Origin of the sequence: Runella zeae DSM 19591, from assembly GCF_000423565.1 — a bacterium.
Classification (GTDB): Bacteria; Bacteroidota; Bacteroidia; order Cytophagales; family Spirosomataceae; genus Runella; species Runella zeae.
This window is the reverse complement of the sequence record NZ_KE384046.1, coordinates 8,387-29,019: the sequence shown is the minus strand read 5'-3', so window position 1 is coordinate 29,019 and position 20,633 is coordinate 8,387. Positions and strand designations below refer to the sequence as shown.

The 20,633-nt window shown below is 41.6% G+C and carries 18 protein-coding genes; 7 read left to right on the top strand and 11 right to left on the bottom strand.

Annotated features, from left to right (window positions below; all coding sequences use genetic code 11):
* Nucleotides 1–35: 35 nt before the first annotated feature.
* Nucleotides 36–2,849: a leucine--tRNA ligase gene (gene leuS / locus G563_RS0131700; protein WP_028668876.1), complete on the top strand. Its 2,814-nt coding sequence runs from the start codon at nucleotides 36–38 to the stop codon at nucleotides 2,847–2,849.
* 59 nt (nucleotides 2,850–2,908) lie between these two features.
* On the opposite strand, the gene G563_RS39275 is transcribed toward leuS, so the two are convergent.
* From G563_RS39275 to G563_RS0131670, 7 genes are all read right to left on the bottom strand, one after another.
* Complete coding sequence (locus G563_RS39275; RefSeq protein WP_169579827.1) at nucleotides 2,909–3,127, bottom strand: type II toxin-antitoxin system death-on-curing family toxin; 219 nt, start codon at nucleotides 3,125–3,127, stop codon at nucleotides 2,909–2,911.
* Nucleotides 3,064–3,300, bottom strand: coding sequence for a hypothetical protein (locus tag G563_RS36425; RefSeq protein ID WP_037328755.1), 237 nt, complete (start codon nucleotides 3,298–3,300; stop codon nucleotides 3,064–3,066). Before G563_RS36425 ends, G563_RS39275 begins: the two co-directional genes overlap by 64 nt.
* A complete protein-coding gene (locus G563_RS0131690) occupies nucleotides 3,300–3,494 on the bottom strand; it encodes a hypothetical protein (RefSeq protein WP_028668875.1) in 195 nt (64 codons plus the stop codon). The genes G563_RS36425 and G563_RS0131690 overlap by 1 nt, the downstream gene beginning before the upstream one ends.
* A 76-nt stretch (nucleotides 3,495–3,570) precedes the next feature.
* Entirely contained in the window at nucleotides 3,571–7,125 is a 3,555-nt protein-coding gene (locus G563_RS0131685) for a DEAD/DEAH box helicase (protein ID WP_028668874.1), read from the bottom strand.
* 62 nt (nucleotides 7,126–7,187) lie between these two features.
* Nucleotides 7,188–7,646, bottom strand: a complete 459-nt coding sequence (locus G563_RS0131680; protein WP_028668873.1) for a hypothetical protein — start codon at nucleotides 7,644–7,646, stop codon at nucleotides 7,188–7,190.
* A gap of 110 nt (nucleotides 7,647–7,756) precedes the next feature.
* Entirely contained in the window at nucleotides 7,757–9,223 is a 1,467-nt protein-coding gene (locus G563_RS37415) for a M56 family metallopeptidase (RefSeq protein WP_051211334.1), read from the bottom strand.
* Nucleotides 9,220–9,591 (bottom strand): BlaI/MecI/CopY family transcriptional regulator, encoded by a 372-nt coding sequence (locus G563_RS0131670; RefSeq protein ID WP_028668872.1) that lies wholly within the window; start codon nucleotides 9,589–9,591, stop codon nucleotides 9,220–9,222. Before G563_RS0131670 ends, G563_RS37415 begins: the two co-directional genes overlap by 4 nt.
* A gap of 129 nt (nucleotides 9,592–9,720) precedes the next feature.
* Between G563_RS0131670 and G563_RS36415 the strand changes: the two genes are divergently transcribed.
* From G563_RS36415 to G563_RS0131650, 3 genes are all read left to right on the top strand, one after another.
* On the top strand, nucleotides 9,721–11,193 hold the full coding sequence (locus G563_RS36415; RefSeq protein WP_051211333.1) for an endo-alpha-N-acetylgalactosaminidase family protein: 1,473 nt from the start codon (nucleotides 9,721–9,723) through the stop codon (nucleotides 11,191–11,193).
* Nucleotides 11,194–11,478: 285 nt separating this feature from the next.
* Nucleotides 11,479–13,755, top strand: a complete 2,277-nt coding sequence (locus G563_RS0131660; protein WP_028668871.1) for a hypothetical protein — start codon at nucleotides 11,479–11,481, stop codon at nucleotides 13,753–13,755.
* 159 nt (nucleotides 13,756–13,914) lie between these two features.
* On the top strand, nucleotides 13,915–14,271 hold the full coding sequence (locus G563_RS0131650; RefSeq protein ID WP_028668870.1) for a hypothetical protein: 357 nt from the start codon (nucleotides 13,915–13,917) through the stop codon (nucleotides 14,269–14,271).
* A 137-nt stretch (nucleotides 14,272–14,408) separates the two neighbouring features.
* On the opposite strand, the gene G563_RS0131645 is transcribed toward G563_RS0131650, so the two are convergent.
* From G563_RS0131645 to G563_RS37410, 4 genes are all read right to left on the bottom strand, one after another.
* A complete protein-coding gene (locus G563_RS0131645; protein ID WP_028668869.1) occupies nucleotides 14,409–15,215 on the bottom strand; it encodes an FRG domain-containing protein in 807 nt (268 codons plus the stop codon).
* A 67-nt stretch (nucleotides 15,216–15,282) separates the two neighbouring features.
* Nucleotides 15,283–15,618 carry a ubiquitination-like system serine protease family protein gene (locus G563_RS0131640; RefSeq protein WP_028668868.1) on the bottom strand — a complete coding sequence of 112 codons (336 nt, stop codon included), beginning with the start codon at nucleotides 15,616–15,618 and terminating at the stop codon, nucleotides 15,283–15,285.
* Nucleotides 15,615–17,021: a ThiF family adenylyltransferase gene (locus tag G563_RS0131635; protein ID WP_028668867.1), complete on the bottom strand. Its 1,407-nt coding sequence runs from the start codon at nucleotides 17,019–17,021 to the stop codon at nucleotides 15,615–15,617. Before G563_RS0131635 ends, G563_RS0131640 begins: the two co-directional genes overlap by 4 nt.
* Before the next feature lie 6 nt (nucleotides 17,022–17,027).
* Nucleotides 17,028–17,789 (bottom strand): multiubiquitin domain-containing protein, encoded by a 762-nt coding sequence (locus G563_RS37410; protein ID WP_051211332.1) that lies wholly within the window; start codon nucleotides 17,787–17,789, stop codon nucleotides 17,028–17,030.
* Nucleotides 17,790–18,365: 576 nt separating this feature from the next.
* Here G563_RS37410 and G563_RS0131620 point away from each other — a divergent pair.
* The 3 genes from G563_RS0131620 (at nucleotide 18,366) to G563_RS0131610 (ending at nucleotide 20,471) form a co-directional block, all read left to right on the top strand.
* Nucleotides 18,366–19,475 carry a HigA family addiction module antitoxin gene (locus G563_RS0131620; protein ID WP_028668865.1) on the top strand — a complete coding sequence of 370 codons (1,110 nt, stop codon included), beginning with the start codon at nucleotides 18,366–18,368 and terminating at the stop codon, nucleotides 19,473–19,475.
* Nucleotides 19,476–19,587: 112 nt separating this feature from the next.
* Nucleotides 19,588–19,857, top strand: coding sequence for a T9SS type A sorting domain-containing protein (locus tag G563_RS39325; protein WP_510186890.1), 270 nt, complete (start codon nucleotides 19,588–19,590; stop codon nucleotides 19,855–19,857).
* Entirely contained in the window at nucleotides 19,854–20,471 is a 618-nt protein-coding gene (locus G563_RS0131610; RefSeq protein WP_028668863.1) for a hypothetical protein, read from the top strand. The genes G563_RS39325 and G563_RS0131610 overlap by 4 nt, the downstream gene beginning before the upstream one ends.
* The last annotated feature ends 162 nt before the right edge of the window (nucleotides 20,472–20,633 follow it).

Below are 20,633 nucleotides of genomic sequence, written 5' to 3'. Positions count from 1 at the left end.
CAATAACTATTTCCCCATTGGGGATTAGAGGGTTTATGGAATACAATCACCGCGAAATTGAAAAAAAATGGCAGAAGTTTTGGGAGGAAAACCAAACCTTCAAGACCGAAATCGACCAAAGTAAGCCTAAGTACTATGTCCTCGACATGTTTCCGTATCCTTCGGGGGCAGGGCTGCACGTAGGACACCCGCTGGGTTACATTGCTTCTGACATTATTTCGCGTTACAAAAGACTCAAAGGGTTCAATGTCTTGCACCCAATGGGCTTTGATAGTTTTGGATTGCCTGCCGAGCAGTATGCGATTCAAACGGGTCAACACCCAGCCATTACGACCGAGCAAAATATCAATACATTCATTTCTCAGCTAAAAAACATTGGTTTTAGCTACGATTGGAGCCGCGAGATTCGTACATCCGACCCCAATTACTATAAGTGGACGCAGTGGATTTTCATGCAGTTGTTTAACCACTACTACGACCGTACGGCTGATAAGGCATTGCCAATCAGTCATTTGGTAAAGCAATTTGCACAAGGTGGTTCGGCAGCGGTGAATGCCGTTTGTGACGAAGACGTGACAGAGTTTAGCGCAGACGAGTGGAATGCGATGAGCGAAAAAGAACAACAATTGGTGTTGTTGAAATACCGCTTCACGTTCCCCGAAGAATCGTACGTCAACTGGTGCCCAGGATTAGGTACTGTACTTTCAAACGACGAAGTGAAAGACGGCGTATCGGAGCGGGGTGGCTTTCCAGTGGAGCGTAAGTTGATGAAACAATGGTCGATGCGGATTACTGCGTATGCCGACCGTTTGATCAATGGTCTAGATACGATTGACTGGCCAGAGCCTCTGAAAGAACAACAACGCAACTGGATTGGTCGCTCACAAGGGGCTTCTGTAAAGTTTGCCATTGACACTACCCTAAATCCCTCTCCTGTAGGGGGAGGCAAGGTGGGGGTTATCGAAGTATTTACCACCCGCGTTGATACTATCTACGGGGTGAGTTTCATGGTGTTAGCCCCTGAGCACGAGTGGGCTGCTGAACTTACCACTACTGACCAAAAGGCGGATGTAGAAGCTTATATTAAGTGGGCAGCGAGCCGCAGCGAGGTGGATCGTATGGCCGAGAAAAAAGTCTCTGGGGTATTTACGGGAAGCTATTGCATCAATCCATTCAACGGAGAAAAAGTACCTATCTATTTGGCCGATTACGTATTGGCGGGTTACGGTACGGGTGCCGTTATGGGGGTTCCTTCGGGCGATCAGCGCGATTGGAACTTTGCGACGCATTTCGGTTTACCCATTATCCCGATTTTAGATACACAAAAAGACACTGACCAACAGGCCGATAATACCAAAGAAGGGCACTATATCAATTCGGGTATTATTAATGGAATGACGTACCAAGAAGCTACTGACACACTTATCAAGTGGTTGGAAGAACGTAAATTGGGTAAAGGAAAAGTGCAGTATCGTTTGCGTAATGCGGTGTTTAGCCGTCAACGTTATTGGGGAGAGCCTGTGCCTGCGTATTTCAAAGACGGTGTGCCGTACTTGATTGATGAGGCTGATTTACCATTAGAATTACCTAAAATTGACAAATACCTTCCCACCGAAACGGGTGAACCGCCATTAGGTCGCGCCGAAGGTTGGAAATACAAAGGAGAGTACGATTACGAGTTGAGCACGATGCCAGGTTGGGCGGGCTCGTCGTGGTATTGGTACCGCTACATGGATCCTCAAAACAACGAGGCATTTGCTTCTAAAGAAGCCATCGACTACTGGCAGCGCATCGACTTCTACTTGGGTGGTTCAGAACACGCTACGGGACACTTGTTGTACAGTCGTTTTTGGAATAAATTCTTGAAAGACTTGGGCTTAGTTCCGCACGAAGAGTTTGCCGCTAAGTTGGTGAATCAGGGCATGATTCAGGGACGAAGTAATTTTGTATATCGCTTAAAATCAAGTGATAACGCAAAACCTGTTTTTGTAAGTTATGGCTTGAAAGACCAGTACGAGACGACCAAATTACACGTTGATGTAAACATGGTAGAAAATGACGTGTTGGATACTGAAGCTTTCAAAAATTGGCGTGAAGACTTTGCCAATGCTGAATTTATCTTGGAAGATGGCAAATACATCTGCGGTTGGGAAGTCGAAAAAATGTCAAAATCGAAGTACAACGTCGTAAACCCTGATACTATCGTTGATAAATACGGTGCTGATACGTTGCGGATGTACGAAATGTTTTTGGGGCCATTGACCGATGCTAAACCTTGGAACACCAACGGTATCAGCGGAACGTCTAACTTTTTGCGTAAGTTTTGGCGGTTGTTTTTTGAGGACCAAACGGGCAAATCGAAATTAGTAGATGCCGAGCCGACGGCCGACGAATTGAAGGTATTGCACCGTACCATCAAGCGCGTGGAGGAAGACATTGAGCGTTATTCCTTCAACACAGTTGTTTCGACCTTCATGATTGGGGTCAACGAATTGAGCGATTTGAAGTGCCACAAAAAAGCGATTTTGAAAGAAATGGTGATATTGTTGTCGCCGTACGCACCGCACATTACCGAAGAACTTTGGGTGGCTTTGGGCAACGAAGCGGGTACACTTACGACGGCTCCGTTCCCAGTATTTGAGCCTAAGTATTTGGTAGAAAGCTCGTTTGAGTATCCTATTCAAATCAATGGTAAAGTGCGCGCCAACCTCGCTTTCCCTGTCGATATGTCAAAAGAAGACATTGAACAAGGCGTATTAAGCAACGAAACCGTTCAAAAATGGTTGGAGGGCAAACCCCCTAAAAAGGTAGTAGTGGTTCCGAAACGGATTGTAAACGTAGTTTTGTAACGAAAATATCAAAAACTCAACGTTGGCAAGGTTTTGGACCTTGCCAACGTTTTTTAGGGTTAAACTTGTACGGAGTTTTCCTTAAACCATTCTTTACATTCTTCCAGATTTGACTGACCAGAAGCCACTTTTAGGATAAAATCTGTCAAAATTGTGTTCGTGACTTCAAGTCTTAATTCGTAGTGATTAAGATTCATGAAAATCAAAGAAGATGCTAATCCTGTTCGTTTATTGCCATCGCTAAAAATATGGTTGCAGATAATGTTGTAGCAATACAAGGCAGCTTTATCAGATATAGTGGTTCTCCAAACATTTCTGCTTGAACAGCCTCCAACAAATAATCTAAATTTTCTTCGTGCAAAAAGTTGTTGGGAGGCATAAAATTTCCCCCGTGTGCTTCAATTGTCGCTATATTTAACCGAATAATCTGTTGTTTTGTAAGATAAATCATTACGCAAGTGCCTTAAACGTCTCTTCGTAACGGGCAAAATTTTTGCGAATTAATGCCTCAAAATCAGCATCTTGTGAAGATTTTACTTCTTCAATAAATGTTTCTATTAGCATTTTTTTAAATAATGCGGGTTCTTCTTGAATCAACTCACGAAGGGCTTGTTTCACGATACTTTTGTCCAATACTACTGTCATAGTGGTAGTTATTAAAATGCCTGAACTCGATTTCTAAACAAAGATGCAATTTATTTCATTCCAATCGGTTGCAGTTTTACCCCAGTCTCACCAATTCCCGTAAATCACTGTTAGACAAATCTCCTAGCCACGTTTCGCCATCCGTGACGGTGAGGTTGGCGAGTTCACGTTTGTTTTGGATGAGTTTGTTGATTTTTTCTTCAAAACTGCCCTGCGTGATAAATCTGTGAACCAACACATTTTTGGTTTGGCCAATCCGAAAAGCGCGGTCGGTAGCTTGGGCTTCCACGGCGGGGTTCCACCACAAATCGTAGTGAATCACGTTGTTGGCAGCCGTTAAGTTTAGCCCTGTTCCTCCCGCTTTGAGCGACAAAATCAGGATACGCGTCGAACGATTGTGCTGAAAATCCTCTACCATTTCGTCGCGGTTTTTACGGCTGATACCTCCGTGAAGGAACGGCACTTCCAACTGCATTTGCTCCTGAAACATCGTTTGTAACAGCGTCCCCATTTCTTCGTATTGGGTGAAAATGAGCGTTTTTTCGCCATTTTCGAGAATTTGACGAATCAAATCCAACAGCAATTGCGTCTTGCCTGATGCTTCAGGTTGAGCGCCGCCTTTTTTGAGGTAGTGCGTGGGGTGGTTACAAATTTGTTTGAGGGCGGTCATCATTTTAAAAATCAACCCACTGCGTTTGAATCCATCTTTTTGACCTTCAATCCCGCGTAGTGCTTGGTCCACTACACTTTGATACAAGGCCGCTTGCTCGCCCGTGAGCGTACAAGTTTGGTCGATTTCAATTTTGTCGGGCAAATCTTGGATGATTTTTTTGTCCGTTTTTACCCGTCTTAAAATAAACGGCTCAGTCACCCGCTTAAACTTGTCCAAAGCGTGTTGGTCGCGGTCAATCTCAATCGGAATGGCGTAATCACTCACAAATTTTTTCAGATTACCAAGATAGCCTTTGTTAGCAAAATCAAAAATAGACCAGTATTCGGCCATGCGGTTTTCGACGGGCGTACCACTCATGGCGATTTTGATGCCCGACTTCATCTTTTTAACGGCTTTGGTTTGGGCCGTATTGGGATTTTTAATGTTTTGTGCCTCGTCAATGACTATCACTGCCCACTTTAGCTTGCTCAAACCCTCTTCCTCACTGCGGACCACGCCGTAGGTGGTGAGCAAAATATCAGCTTCCTTGAGAGGTGCCAAGCTACGCCCCGAACCATGATACAGGTGCAGACGAAGTTCGGGAGCAAATTTGCTGATTTCCTTCGACCAGTTGGTGAGCAACGTCGTGGGCACTACGACCAGCCCTTTCAATTTATTGAAAGCCCCTTCTTGCTTCATTTTCAGGAGGGTAGTAATGACTTGCAGGGTTTTTCCCAATCCCATGTCGTCGGCAATCAGGCTACCCATTCCCAAACGAGCATTTTTGTAAAGCCATTCGTAGCCACGCTGTTGATAGGGGCGTAAGTTGGCAGAAAGGCGCTCGGGGAGTGCAACGGTTTCGTTTTTCAACAACGATTTCATCCACTTTTGCGCCGACTTGGTGAGGGTCACGCCCGTACCGTTGAATTCTTCAGTAAGGGCCGTTTGGAGTAATTCATTGCTATCCAGCGAAGGCGGATTTTTGAGCTTTTCGAGTAAGGTTTTGATTTCTTTTTCGTCAAAATACGCGTATTGGTCTTTGATTTTTACCAAACCTCGGTAGTTCTCAATCATCCGTACAAAGCTTTGGGTATCAATGTGTTCGTCGCCCACGGCTACTTCCCAGCGAAACTTGAGCATATTTTCCAAACTGATAATCGACGAAGCCGCAACTTTGCCATCTTCCTCGCTGTCGAGTGTCATGGTAAGCTGCGGACGAAGCAATTTTTGGAGCGATTTTGGCAACTGAATTTTGATGCCAAACAGTTGAATCGTTGGCAAAATCTTTAGAAGAATATCGGCAAATACCTCGGAATCGAACTGCAATGTCTCTGCTCCTTTGCTGGAAATCAGGCGATTGAGTTGTGGAAAATGCTCCGCCATCATCGACAAATCGCGCATGACTCCTATCCGCACTGGCGCGTAGTTACGCTCTTCCATGAAAGTTTGGAGCGGAATCGGAATACCGAGTTCGGACTTTTTATGTTCGACAAACATATTGACTTTAAATCCGTCTTCCACTTCTTCCACTTGCACCAACGGCACGTAATCACGCTGGGCAATAAAAAACTTATTCAGCCATAACTGGATGTTATTAGGGATTTCGCGGGCTTCAAATCGGGAAAAAGAAATCATTGCGCTCCTAAAAAACATTTCGTCGGTTTCGGTGGCTTTGTAGTTGTACTCATCATTAAATTGGCGTACACGTTCGGTCAAAATGAGCGAACACATGGCATTTACAAAGTCATTATCGTTTGGCACATAAATATCGCGCTTACCGATTTTGTAATACAGGATTTCGGGAGGCAATACCGCCCGCAACTGCGTGGATAAAGTGGCGACTTGCTCATTCAATACCGCTGGAATCCACCGAACCAAATGGTATTCATGTTTAAGTTTTGCGCGCAACAATTGCGGAATAATAGCCCCTCGCTCCATTAGCTTTAAGGCTAAACGATTGAGAAAATAAAGGCCTTTGAGCGTGGGAGAAAGCTGGGGCAACTGCGACGAGGGCAAATGATGAATCCAATCAATAAACTTGGGGAGTTCGTTGAATTGAAACACAATCCGCTCGCGGGTATCTCTAAAATTGGCCTGTAAAAAGCCCAGAGCTTCGTCCATGATGATTTCGGCACTTTCTACAGCATCAATATCTTTGTCATATTCTTGCTCTTGGGGTTCTTCAGAAACGGCAAGTTCACGCGCTTTTTTGGCAGTATTAACGTAAAATTTTTGTAAAATCTGCTTAAAATTTCCCGTTCTGTAAAACAACGGATTATCACTCAATAGCGACAGCAAATTATCAGAAATATCGGGAAGCGTCGAAAAATCCAGCGCTGTATAGAGAGCTTCATCGGGCTGAAAAACGGTTTCTTCTGAGCCCTCAAATGGCTGACGAATATCGGCTACGTCGAGCATTTCTACGTCTTTTTGGTCAGAGGAAGCAAAGCCCAACGTTTCGAGGTTTTTGAACAAATCGAAATCACGCAGTTCAAAAATTAAAAACGGGTTTTTATCAATTTCGTTGGCAACCAGATATAATACTGCCGCGCGGTGTTTGCAAGGGTCGCCCCAGTCGGGACACGAACAGTCGGAATGAAATGCCTCCCACGAACGGGGAAACAATGAAATACCTTGCTGGAGGCAATCGTTGTAAAGTTCTGACGGAAGTTGGCGATTCAACAACTGCGTCAGGTACAGGGGATTATCGGCGATTAAACTCAAAAGCCGAGCTTTGTCCGAAGGCGAAAGCGGGTCAATTTTAAACGAAATCTTGTAGGGCCTAGGCGACGTTCCTTTCACCCGTGCGGCAATCTTATTTGTCTCAAATGCAATACTTTGCACGGAGCCATTGTTGGCGTAGGTACGCCCCCTAGCTAGTCTGCCACTTTCATCAAGCCCTTCCAATATTTTTATCCACTGCTGTCCCCACCACGTTTGCCCAAAGGTACTACCTTTACTTTTCCGTCCTCGTTTCATTCATTTGTATGTTTTCGGCAAAAATAATAAAGCCAGAAACAATACAGATAGATACAGAGAAGTCATTTATTATAAAAAACTTTTTCGCTCCATTTCAACGAATCTGGAAAAGGGAGACGATATTTGGAGAAATCTGACCAAAAAATCAAAATTTTATGGGTAGAAACGTCTTTTGAAGAAAGAATGACGGGAAATTGTTTGTGCTCTACCAATCTCCATTTGTTTTTAGTAAAATCGACAAAGTAGCGTTGATATTTATAATCGACATGGTCTTTGATAAGCTGATTTTTGTAGGCATAATGATAATGAAACCTCAAATAAGGAGTGTAGGTACGAGAAAGGCGTTTTTCTTCAATAGCATCTATCGTGGCTACTGCAAATGTTTGATTTTCAATAATTTGTTTCTTGTCACGGGCACTTGTGATGCTCATATAAAGTGCAGGAAGAGCGATGAGTACAAAGCCCCAAATTGAAAAAAACAGCGCCCATTCAAAATCTGACTTTTTAGGTATTCCTTCCATAACAGCTGCTAATAGTAGTTTTTAAAGTTACGGAAATACCTGTTTTAACACAAAAATCCTCTTACTTGTGTAGAGGATTTTTTGTGTTCACGATATTTACTTATCTATTATTATTTTTTCTTCGCTTCATTTTCTTTTCTAAATTTCTCAAAATTAGGTCCAAGACGATAACGTTTGTCGGCTAACCATTCAGCACGGTGCTTTTCATAATGAGCCGTGGTCATCAAGTCAAGTTGATACTTGTATTTATAGCCAATCGTAGCTTGGGCATTTTTGTAAAGTTTACTGATAAATACCTGCGAAAAATCCGAGGCTTTATAGTTGTTCAAGGCCGAATTAGGTACTTTCTTATTGTCAATCCACACGCCATATACTTGAGGATTTTTGTACGATTCAAATTCTTTTTCTGTAGGTGTAATCCGTGGAAAAGGCTTTAAAGGAGGATTCATCGCCAATTCTTGCTCCAACTGCTGCTCCTTGCTCATAGCTCTGAATATCACCTCCATCCGAGCGCGGTCTGTCTCAGTGGGTTGGTGAATTGTGCTCCATTCTCTACCGTCTTTACCTATTCCTTTTTTAATATGCTTATTCATCAGCTGCTGATACTCTTTTATCAACTCAGCCGACACTCCTTCTTCGGTAGCACTTGCTGCTGATTTGGGAGATTTTAGGGTGTTAGGGGGCGTTTGTTGCGCAAAACTCACTTCGCCAAATACTGCTATCAACGACGTGCAAAGTAAGGCTACTGCACCTTGGAGTGCATATTTTTTTGGTAAAGAAGTGATTTTGTGCATCATTTTCAAACGTTTTTTGGTGATAAGATAATTGAATGAACTCGTCAGTACGATGCCATTACTTTGACATACTTTATTTAACAATAAATACTGATAGCTGCTTACACTTTGGATTTGATGAATGACCCAATCATCCGCCAAAAATTCATGATTGAGCCTCATTGCTTTTCGATATATCCACAAAACAGGATTCCACCATGCTACCACCAAAAACACTTCCATAAACACCACATCCCATGAATGTCGCTGCTGTATATGAGCCTGCTCATGCAGCAAAATCTCTGGCTCGATTTTATTCTTTTCAAAATCGTCTTGATTCACAAACACATACCGTCCAAAACTATACGTAACAGTAAGCTGCGGCACTAGCACAAAGTGTAGTTGTTCTTTTTTGACCTTATTATTAGACCTAATCTGATGCCAGAGTAAGCCTATATTTTTGCTAAAACGAAACAGCAATCCCAACGAAACCAAGCCATAGATACCCCAAATGAGGTGGTTGATTTCTATCTTTTCCTGAGCCGTTATAGTTGCTGCAACAGGCGCAGCAATTTCTTCACGTACAGGATAAACGTTTTGTGTTCGCTCAATCACCGTCGCGATTCGCTCCGCATCACTCATTGTTAGTTCAAAAGAAAAAAGTGGTACTAAGGCAGAAAACACAAGGCTAAAAATCAGATAAAACCGATTGAATTTCAGCATTTTTTCTTTTTCCAACACCACCCCATACAGCAGTAGCAGCAAGGCCGAGCAAGCCGCAAATTTGAAAACGTAAAGTATCATGACTGTTTATTTTTGATTTGTTCTTCAATGATTCCTTTCAGTTCTTCTAGTTCGTCGGCGGTCAAATCGGTAGCATTGGTAAAAAACGATGCAAATTGCGCTACCGAGTTTCCAAAGAAGTTTTTGATGATTCCCCGCATGTGTTTTGAAAAATAATCTTCTTTTGAAACCAAGGCGTGGTATTGACGAGAATTGCCGAAAATTTGGTAGCCCACAAACCCTTTTTCTTGCATGCGCTTGAGCAAAGTTGCCAAGGTGGTAGGGGCAGGTTTGGGGTCGGGATGAGCCTCTAAAAGGTCTTTCATAAATATACCGTCTTGTTGCCAAATCAACTCCATGACTTGTTCTTCCGTTTTTGAAAGCTGCATCTTCTACATTTTTAGATTTGATTCTACAAATGTAGAATCAAAATAAGAGAAAGCAAATTTTTAGTTGATTTTATTTTCTACTTTTTTTACAAACCCAAATTCCACATTATACTCCTAACCCTTTTTATCATGCCCAATTACCTTCTCCGTTTTTGTTCAAATACGGTTCTTTTTTCATTCGTAGTCATTATTTTATCCGCAACTTTTCTCGGTGCTCAGTCGCCCGACACGATTCAGATTCGCTATCCTGCCTACTTAACTCCTATTATCAAGCCCCAACACGCCTATCATCAAACATTGACGATGAAGTTGTTTATGGCGCAGGCTTTGTTTGACGGGAAGTTGAAACGCAAAGACAACGGCCAAAGCGAAGTCTTTGTCAACTTTGCACAAGCATTGGAAATCATCAAAAAAATAGATAATCTCACCCTAGGTATTCCCAAAATCATCTATCTCGTAGGCTGGCAATACAACGGTCATGACTCTAAATATCCCGCTTGGTCTGAAGTAAACGAACGCCTCAAACGCCCCGAAGACAAAACAGGTTTGGAAAGCATGATTTGGCTCATGAAAGAAGCCCAGAAATACCACACTACCGTGAGCGTACACATCAATATGTTTGACGCCTATGAAGACAGTCCTTTATGGGAAACCTACGTTCAAAACAATATCATCGCCCGCAATGCCGACGGCTCGCTAAGGGCCTGCGAGTGGGGCTATCCGATTAGCTATGCGCGCGAATGGGAAACAGGTTTTGCCCAAAAGCGCATCGACCAACTTTGCCAACTCCTTCCATTAAGCAATGCCAAAACGGTGCACATTGATGCTTTTCATACGTGGCCACCAGTCCCGAAAACCGTAGACGGAAAAACCACCCTTGATTTTTCTCCCACCCCTACGAGCCCTTATTTGCGCAATACCATAGCCGACGAAGCCAATGCACAGCGCAAAATTTATCAATATTGGGCCTCGAAGGGCGTCGATGTCACTTGCGAAGGGGTAGATTTTTTGAGGGCTTCTACTTTTGAAGGCTATCAGCCTATGGCTTGGTGGTTTAGCGGTTTAGACAAATACCTCAAATGGCCCGCTAGTTATTATTGTGGTGGCCAAGACAACGACCAATGGGGACGCCTTTTCGGAACAAGTATGCACGGAGAAGATGTCATAAAAAAATCGCCTGAACAGCTTACGGGTTTTATGCAGCAGTTTTGTAACAAGACCCTTATTTGGTATTATCTCAACCGACTTGAGCGCAAATATGTAGTCTCGACCCAACAAGAAAAATCAGTGCATTTTTCAAACCAAACCGTGAGTAGTCGTACCAATAACCTATTTACGGTAAAAAACCAAGAGATGATTTTGACCGAAAATGAAGATGTATTTGTACCTGCACTCTGGCGTAAAACCCCGTCGGTCATTGCTTATAGTAAAAAAGGCTATCAAAATCGTAGTTGGAAACTGCCTCTTTCGCTTCGTCAAAAACGCCAAGTCAAAGTTTCTAGCATCACGATTGAAGGTCTGAAATCTACTAAAACGCTATCCGTAAAAGCTGGAAACATTACACTGTCAGTCAATGCCGACGAAGCACTGCTGATTGAATAGTGGATTTTTAATTATTAAAATTTGTAAATATTGTTTTTGAACAAAAATCATCACAGTCAACGGTACTTTATGATTTTACTTGCAAAATTCAATCTCACCCCACCCTCACGGTACGCTGTCGCGGCCTTTCTGGAGAGGGCTTTGAATTCCCTTCTCCTTCCAGGACAGGGCCGCCTGAGCGGAAGGGTTAGGGATGAGGTTAAAATTCAAAGTGCAAGTAAAATCATAAAGAGCCCAGTCACCTCATTTTCAATCAATTCTCCGCCGCAATTTACACATTTAGCTATGCCTTTACGCTTTGCCTTTTTTCTAGGATTTTACTTGCTATTGTCCATCACCGTTTACACTCAGAATGACTTTAGTAGTCATTATTTCAAGATTCATGTCAATTCCAAAGGCTGGATTACGAGCATGAAAAACATTACGGTGAAGCCGCATCGTGAATTTAGCCCTGCTACCAAGCCTTCCCCTCTCCTTTCTCTTTATGACAGCAAAAAAAATCAATATTATCAACCCCAAAAAGCTACATACAACAAGCTCAAAAAAACTTTTACGCTAAACTACTCCAACGGTTCGGTAGCGACGGTTTCGTTGGTACCCCAACCCAAATATTTGAAGTTGACATTGGTATCATTAAGCCCGCGCAATGGTATTGATGCGATTCAATGGGGAAGCTATCATACCAATATCACTAACCTTTTTGGTGAAATCATCGGCGTAGCACGCGACACGAGCGAGACCGTCAACTATGCTATCGGAATGCTTGCTCTCAATGACAATACCCTAGGAGGCACCTCTGAAACCGTGGCCGATGCCGCACCTTTTCAGTATATTATTCACAGTCCCGACAAACAGCGCTTTCCCCTTCCGGCGCATCTGCGCGAAGGACAAGTGTTTCCTATCGGGGGCGACGGTATCAATGATGTCGCTTTTTATGCCCACAAAGAGCCATATTATCGAATTTTGTATGGTAATGCCGCTTTTGTAGATGACCAAGGTCGGGTTTCGATTGCTTATTCGTCCAGAGACCGGGCGCCCAAAAGAGAGGTATATTTTTCATTGATTCCTCATATGGCCGTCAATAGCCCCAATCATCAAGAAGTACAGCCCTTGCCGGGGATTGATTACGTTGGTTCGTCGGTGGCACTCTGGGGAAGCCCCGATAGTACCGCTCTTCTGGATGTGATTCAAAATATTGTGCTGGCAGAAGGACTACCTTATCCTACTTTCAATGGTAAATGGGTCAAAGACCCCGCCGCTTTTATACCCGATGCCCTCACAAGCGGCGGGCTATACGATAGTATTGTACCTTATACGCATCAGCTGGGTTTCAAAACCATCAGTTTGTATGACCAAGGTTTTATCAGGCCCGACCGCTCAAACGGGGGCTACATTGACGGAAAAAACTTTGAGAAAAAGCCCCTCAAAATGACGGCTGGCAACAAATCTCACAAAGAATTTTCTGAGTTGGCCGCCCGCTACGGCCTTATCATTGGCCGAACGCCCATTACTACCTCGTTGGCTCCTGGCACCAAAGATGCCAGTCCACTGCCTAGCGATAGCCTATGTTATCAGCAAAAAAGATTGTTGACAAACAATCTCGCCCCCAACGACACTATCATTCAGGTCAACGACCCACAATATTTGGAAGAAATCGCAAGCTGGGAAGGGCATTGTACCAATCTCAATATGATAAAAATCGGAAAAGAACTGATTCATTATCTGGGTGTTTCTAAAACAGCCCCCTATCGATTGCTCAACGTAAAACGTGGTTACTGGAATACCACTGCCGCTAGTCATTTGGCAGGCGATACGATTTATAAGCTCCAAGTCACCATCAACTATGGCTATGATGGCTTGATTCCCAATATTCAATTGCAGGACAAAATTGCTCAGTACTACGCCGATGTATGCCACCTCAACGGTTTGGCTTATTATGATTTCGACGGACAAGAGTTTTTGTTTAACAGTGGTCACGGGTATTATTCGGTGAAGCGTTTTTTTCGTCAAATGTTTGAGCGAGCCAAAACCCTCGGCGTGCCTTATATTCGTTTTACGGGTTCTACCCTTTCGGAGGGTTCGTGGCATTATCAGAGTATTTGGAATGTGGGCGGGGGCAAAAACCTATACGATGTCGAAACCAGAGAATGGGGAAGTACCACTAGCCAAGGGAAAGACCTTAGGGATGTTACTTATTCTAACTTTTTTCCTGTGGGTATGGGAAGCAACTTCCCAATCAAAGCCTCTTCGACAGTACCTCAGTACGAACACATTCAGGCTATTTCGGTAGGTATAGGTAGCACTTATAGTTTACAACTCAACCAAAAAGACGTGGAAAGTTGCCCGCAGAAATACGCTATTTTCAAAGCTATCCGCACTTGGGAAAACGCCCGTGCTGCCAATGCTTTCCCGCGTTGGGTAAAAAAAGAATTGGTCAACCCCTCCAATCAATTTCATTTAGAAGAAGTCAATCCCAATACGTGGCAACTTTACAAAACTGACTTAGACGGAAAAAATCCTAAGCTGTTTTGTGTGCTAAAAAGAGATTCTAACTATCCTTAATTGTCTACTTGCGTCGGAGACGCAGCACCGTTTTGCCCCAAATCATAGTTTGGGGCGAGCAATGACATTAACTTCTATTTTTTACGTAATGGGAGCTTTAGCCGAACGCCAAAATAACTTTAACACTTTTGAATTTTCTGTATCGAAAGGAGGTGAGGAGTGAATGAGCTTCCTCGCAATACGTCACTAAATCCTATCAGCATCAAGCTCTATCGCAGAGAAGCCCATTTGTTACGTGATTACCTGCTCAAAATCTTGGCTGATGTATATGAGCTTCAGGGAGCAGCTCCCACCTCTCATCTTATATTGTCAGAGTGGCTCTGTACTAAATTCATGGCACGTAGCTTCCGCATAGAACAAGGTTCGCCCGCCCTCCCAAAGTCAGTTATCATCCTCCTGAGCATAGCTCGAATCTTAGTGACGGAAATGACCAATACACCCATACCCGCTCACCTCAACATGGTGCTTGGGCAAATCCATCGACAGCTTACTAATCGTAATTTTTTACCACAATAAAATCCAACAACTATGGAAGGAATCAAATAGCCCCTTCACTCGTGGTCGAAAAGTTTTATTTAGCTCATTAGTTTATAATGAAATGGCTAAAATTCATAAAATTTGGTCATTTTATTATAAACTTTAGCTTACCATGATTATGAGCACTTTTTTCTTACACCAGTAGCCACTGCGCTGACTTCAGGCTGATCTCCTCTATAAACACTAGATTTATTGTAACCCATTTGATGTAAACGTTCTCTAAATTCCGCCTTTAGCAATTGGGGAATTATCACTTTTGTCAAATATGGATTCTTCGGGTCATTTTCGTTAACAATAAATTCCTCCAAATCTTCCAATGGCGTTAAAAGTTTATCATTGCCAAATACAAAAAATTTGCCTTTTTGAGCAAAGCGATTTTGATAACCACTTGCACTCTCGAATGAGATTTGATTGTTCCAATGCATAGGGGGATTGGCATAACCACTTTCATTGAATCTTTCCAATGGAATGTGGTAAAATGTATCATCCTTTAAAGTTAAATCCCAATCTACATACTGTACCCAAAAAGCACCATCTTTATCATCATGCTGAGGTGCATCTTTATCTCCTTCAACTGCAAAAAATAAAGCAGTCTTAAAATCATTCGTCCAATCTAAAAGCCTGGTCGGTAATCCAATATGTTGGCATTGAAAGAGCCAATGCCAGTCTTTCTCTTCACAGCCTAATCCCGGACGAAAATTAAAATGAGAATTTAAGCCAGCACTATCAACTTCCTCTTTAAATGAGGTTAAAAGAGTTTTTTCTTTTTTGAGAACCTTACTTAAATCAGTTTCATTACGGCAAAGGGTCGGTGAAAGTTTCCATGTTTCATCGGCATGTCCTCTATAGAAGTGCTGACCTGGTTCCGAAAAAAAGGCCTCAAATTCTTGCCAATTGTATAATGTCTGAGTTTTATATTTCATATTTTCTGCTATAGTTGTTTACTATTTATAATTGTTGCGGCAAAAAAATTTCCCGCAACAATCAAAATCAATCACACCATTTTATATCTCCTTTTGTCAAAAAGAAGTGGCTTTTACAGCCTTTAGTAAGCCAAACAGAAGGTTTCAAGCTTAAAGTTCCTTTTTTATGAATTGTCAAATGCCAACATGGCCTTTCTTCTGGTAGAAGTATCAATTCAATTTTTTTCTTACATCCACATGGACATAGAAGGCCTGCCAACCACTCATTGTTCGGCTTACCAAGTAGGTAAACCGTCTTTTCTTTCCATACATCTGGAAAATCCTGAACATAAAGGTATTGATAGAGTGGTTTCCGTATGCCCAACCATACCAGTAACTTATACCATAATTCGACGATTTTCATGACGAGTGTGGTTTAACAATTAACATAGGTGACAACAAAAGCGGCGAAACAGTCCCTCTTCCAATGTGTTTTGCCAAAGCTAAGTCAGGTTCTCCCTCAGATTGATTCTCCAGAAAGAATCCCGCGATACTAAAAGTTATTTCAGCGAATTGTTTATTGGGCTCAGTTCTAAAAGGATGTAATCGAGCTAATAATTCGTTAACTGCCTGAGCGGAAAAATATGTATTAACGCTAATAACTGCTGGGCTGTCAACCTTCGCAGCTCTGATGTAGCTTTCCTTTACTTGTCTATCGTACTCCTTAGGATCAGTACGCGCTAAATCAGCTGCTCGAAGTCTTTCTAAACTATATCGCTCTCTTGAAAATAATGACGACCTGCCTGGTTGTATATAATCAACACGCCCCAGCACTTCATCGATCCCCCCCTTTCCGTCGGCATCTAATCGGATACCAATATCAAAGTAAGGCAGGATAAAGAATGTAGCGATTCGATTTAGTAGATGCCTTCCATCAACAGAATCCATACAGCCAAAAACAATATCACAACCTGCGGCTTCTTGATAAGCTTCATAGCTGTGTAGCCCTAATGGAACGGCCTTCACGGTTATCCCAGTCCCTTGTTTTTCGATTGCACTTTTTAGTACATCGACTTTGTATCTGCCTTTTTCAGCATCCTCATATGTAGTATTTGGAATCCTATTCAAATTCTTAAACTCTACTCTGTCGGGATCAATTAAGACCAAACATCCTACCCCGAGTCTACTTAGCAATTCCACTACAATACTTCCTGTTCCCGAACATCCTATCACTCCAATACGTAATTTACGTAGAATATTCACTGTCCCTTCTCCAAACAACTGACGTGTTCTTAGTTGTATATCATCAAGGTCAATGGAAGTAATGTAGTTTGAAGGGGAAAAAAACTTTATTTCATCGCCCGCTACCATTACAGAGTCGACTGTAAGGAATTCACAACTAGGTAGTACCAATCGGGCTATAATGTCGCCTTCTGGAAGCATTATGGCACTAATTATTGGAATATCATTATCAAGCCAGCCCGTCACTGTTTCAGAAAGTTGCCAATCTGACTCATTGTCATACTCCGAAAATTCGGCTCCACCACCTGGATGACAGTGAATTTTTAGTAGATACAGCCCTTCATTTTTACATTCTTCAAATAAATCAACAATCTCGACTGGAGACCAGATTACTTTATCTGGATAGCGTGCAATACATTGTTCGTTTGGAAATAATTCAAGTTTGTGAACGAGAAAAATTTCCTGTTCCTCATCAAAGTAGCGTCCGCATAAGGCAAAAGCAATGGATTCCTTACCGTCTCCTGAAAGTAAGTGATGATAGAGGGCTTCGTAATGAAGCCCCCCTATTCTTAGTTTAATTTTCATGGCCAATTATTTTTGTAGTTCTTGATTTAGCCATTCTGTAATTGCCAAAACATGAGTCTCCAGATTATCAATACTCGGCCGCCACATACCGGGAGGGCGATGGCGTGACCATCGTTGAAAATTTTTACCATCAACATTATGACTCGCTAACGCACGAATCCCCCTGCCATCTGACCGGCTTAATTCAGGGTAAAAGTACATCATATCGATTTCCGTTGAAGGGTAAGACGCCGGAAGCATTAATGCAAGGCATGTTTTTTTTGTATTGTATCCATCAGGAATCGGGAAATCGTAAACCAATATCCATCCTACATTTCCAACCATAAGAGCCTCCCATCGGAGGCCCTCATTTTTTAAAAATTTCAAATCGTCTGGTAACAAGTCAAATTGAATACGTTGCTGAACTTGTGGATTGTTGCCCTCCGTTGCCTCTTTAGCAACTGATTTAAAGCGCTCCAGTCCAGGAATACGCAGGTCGATACTTTCATCCGGAGCAATTGCTTTTTGCTTTCCAGTTCCCAAAAGGAACAGCTTATACTTGTCGGGAGAGAGTCCTACTAAGGCTAACAACTCACGGCCTGTAATTAAAGGCTTCTTCCTTTCAAATATTGACTTGTCAACTCGAAATCGGTAGTGAATAACAATACCTGGATCATAAGTCGGAAGCGTTTTTCCGTCACGGGCAAATTGTTCAAGATCGATTACTACTGCTTCAGGTGCAACCACAGAGGCTCCCTCGTGGTCTTGCTTTTGTTGGAAATTTTCCATTGTTTTGTGATTATTAATACTAAAAAATAATTTTACTTTTTGTGAATTGTTTATATATAGTTGTTGGAGCAACTACATATATTTTTTGTTTGTACTATTAACTAACATTTTCCTACATTGCTCTTCCTCCTTTCTGTTTTGGATGAACAAATGTATGATAAAAAATTTACAATTTGGTGAATATTTTTAAAAAAAATCTTCACCAAAGCATGGTTATTCGTTAAATTGTAGTTAACTTTGAGCCTAAATAGTTGAATATCATATATTTTACCGAGAAAAAATTAGAAGGTCTTTACGATCATAATAGCACCTCATCTAAGCGCTTTAAGTGTTCAACGCGCTTTAGGAAGCGATTTATTTTTATAATTAGTGCTCTAAGGGCATGTATGACCCCAACCGAATTCCTCAAAATTCCGTATATAGAAGGGAGGATACTTGATCATGAATGTTCTTTATATTCTGTGAAAGTTGACGATACCTACTGTCTTGAGTTTACTTGTCAAGCAAATGAAGACGGTGGGATAACTATTATTATCTATGGCCTAAGTGGATAACAAATTTTAAAACCTGCTATTTATGCATTCAAACACCTCACTCGTTCCAAATCAAGCAATTCACCCTGGGCTTCATTTGAAGGAGGCTCTTTTACAAAAAGGGATAAAACAAAATGAAATTGCCGCTGAAACAGGAATCCAAGCATCCCAGTTAAATGAAATATTAAAGGGGAAACGCTCAATTACGCCTGATTTTGCTATTCTATTGGGAGCAGTACTAAATATGGATCCAGAATTTTGGAACAATTTACAGGCCCAGTACAACTTAGATATAGCCAAAATTGAGAAAAATGTACAAGAGAAAGTCGAAGCAATTAATAATTGGAAACTGATCAAGCCACTAATACCTGTATCATATTTTCGAAAGCGACAAGTACTATCTGGGGAGCTAAAAGAAGATGTACCTACCATACTGAAGGTGCTAGGTTTTCATTCCCCCATAGAATTACAAAAGGAACTTTCAAGTAAATCCTTGGGAGGAGTACATTTTAAGAAATCAAGTAAATTACTGGAATATACTTCGTATGTCAATTCGTGGATCAGATATGTGAAGTTTTTATCCACAAATGTTAAAGTTGAAGAGTTCGACTTTTCATCTCAAGAGCTTCTTTTAAAAGAGCTAAAAAAATTGTTTCTTAAACAAAATGTGCTGGAGAATCTACATAAATTAATGTCTAAATATGGCATTAAGCTAGTTATTTGCGAAAAGCCAGACCATGTGCCATTAGACGGAGCCGCTTTTTGGTATGAGTCTAGTCCAATTCTAGCACTAACGTTAAGGCATCATCGCTACGATAACCTCATTTTTACAGTATATCATGAAGTAGCGCATATTTTTTTGCACCTAAAAAACAATAAAGAAATCTCATTTGTAGATAGTTTAGAAGATTCTAAAATGGATATTTCTCAAACTGAAGAGGAAGCTAATGATTTTGCCCGTAACTCCATGATTTCTAAAACTGATTGGAAAGAATTTACATTTGGTAAGTCGAATTTTACAGATGTAGATATAACTTCCTTTGCCGCTGAACAACAAGTCCCTCCACCTTCAGTTTGGGGAAGGTTATGCTTTGAAGGTAGAGTTAAGTACTCCACACCTTCTATTTTTCAACGGCAGAATCAAATTCCTTAAAAAGCGAAAGCCTCCCAATCGGAGGCTTTTGCTTTTTCAATAGTCCCAAGTCAAACATTCAATCTTCGTCTTATTCTCTTTCCTGCGCCCGTCTACGGCAAGTGTTTTTACGTTGTCTTCAGTTTTCCACTTGTGCTTCTTTCGGTACTCAGTCAAGAATCAATCTCAACTTGGTTTTAAAGTTCAGAGAGAAGGAAACGTAAAAATAGACCTAATGAGTCTTCAAGGTAAAATCATCCGCACGTTGAGTAATAAAAAATATTCGAGTGGAGTTTATTACTTAACGCATGATTGTACCACAGAACCGACAGGGGTTTACTTATGTAAAATGGAATTGGATGGTGCTTTTGTAAAAACTGAGAAACTAATCATAGAAAAATGAAAAGGTTACAGATAACCCCAACATTTGTGTTAGGATGGGTATGTGTTATTTTGGTGTTGGGATGCCGTAAAGACACCAAAGAAGAACCGCTTCCCTCCCCTCGCAATTCTGCTCAAATAGTAATGAATGGCGAACCTTGGAATAAAGTCTTGCCCAATGGTGTCGCTGTTGCCACTCGAACTTCGTGTGGTTCTTGCTGGGCTGAACGTTTAGATCCTCTCTATAAAGATTTCTTTACGTTGGCTATGCATCGTTATTATGACTTTGAAGATTATAAAAAGTATCCTTTTGAGAGTATAACTTTTGGGGCAATTCCTCTAAAAGTAGGTGAGTATGTATTTGAAGAAGGATATAGACCCGCCTGTCGTCCTGACACGATTCCACAAGCTATATTTTTTACACATGAATTTGATGCAGGTAAAGACCAGTATACTGTGTTACCCAGTGAAAAGCAATATTTTAGGGTAACAAAGCTTGATAAAAGTACAGGCTATATAGAAGGGGAATTTATGATGACTTTTATTCGAACTCGAAAAGGGAGTACCTCTACTTATCCTGATACTTTGCGTATTCAACCCTCTCAATTTTCTGCTTTTATTGGGGCAAATAATTGAGGAAAGATTTAAGCAAAAGCCTCCGATTGGGAGGCTTTCGCTTTTTCAATAGTTCCAAGTCAAACACTCAATCTTCGTCTTATTCTCTTTCCTGCGCCCGTCTACGGCAAGTGTTTTTACGTTGTCTTCAGTTTTCCACTTGTGCTTCTTTCGGTACTCAGT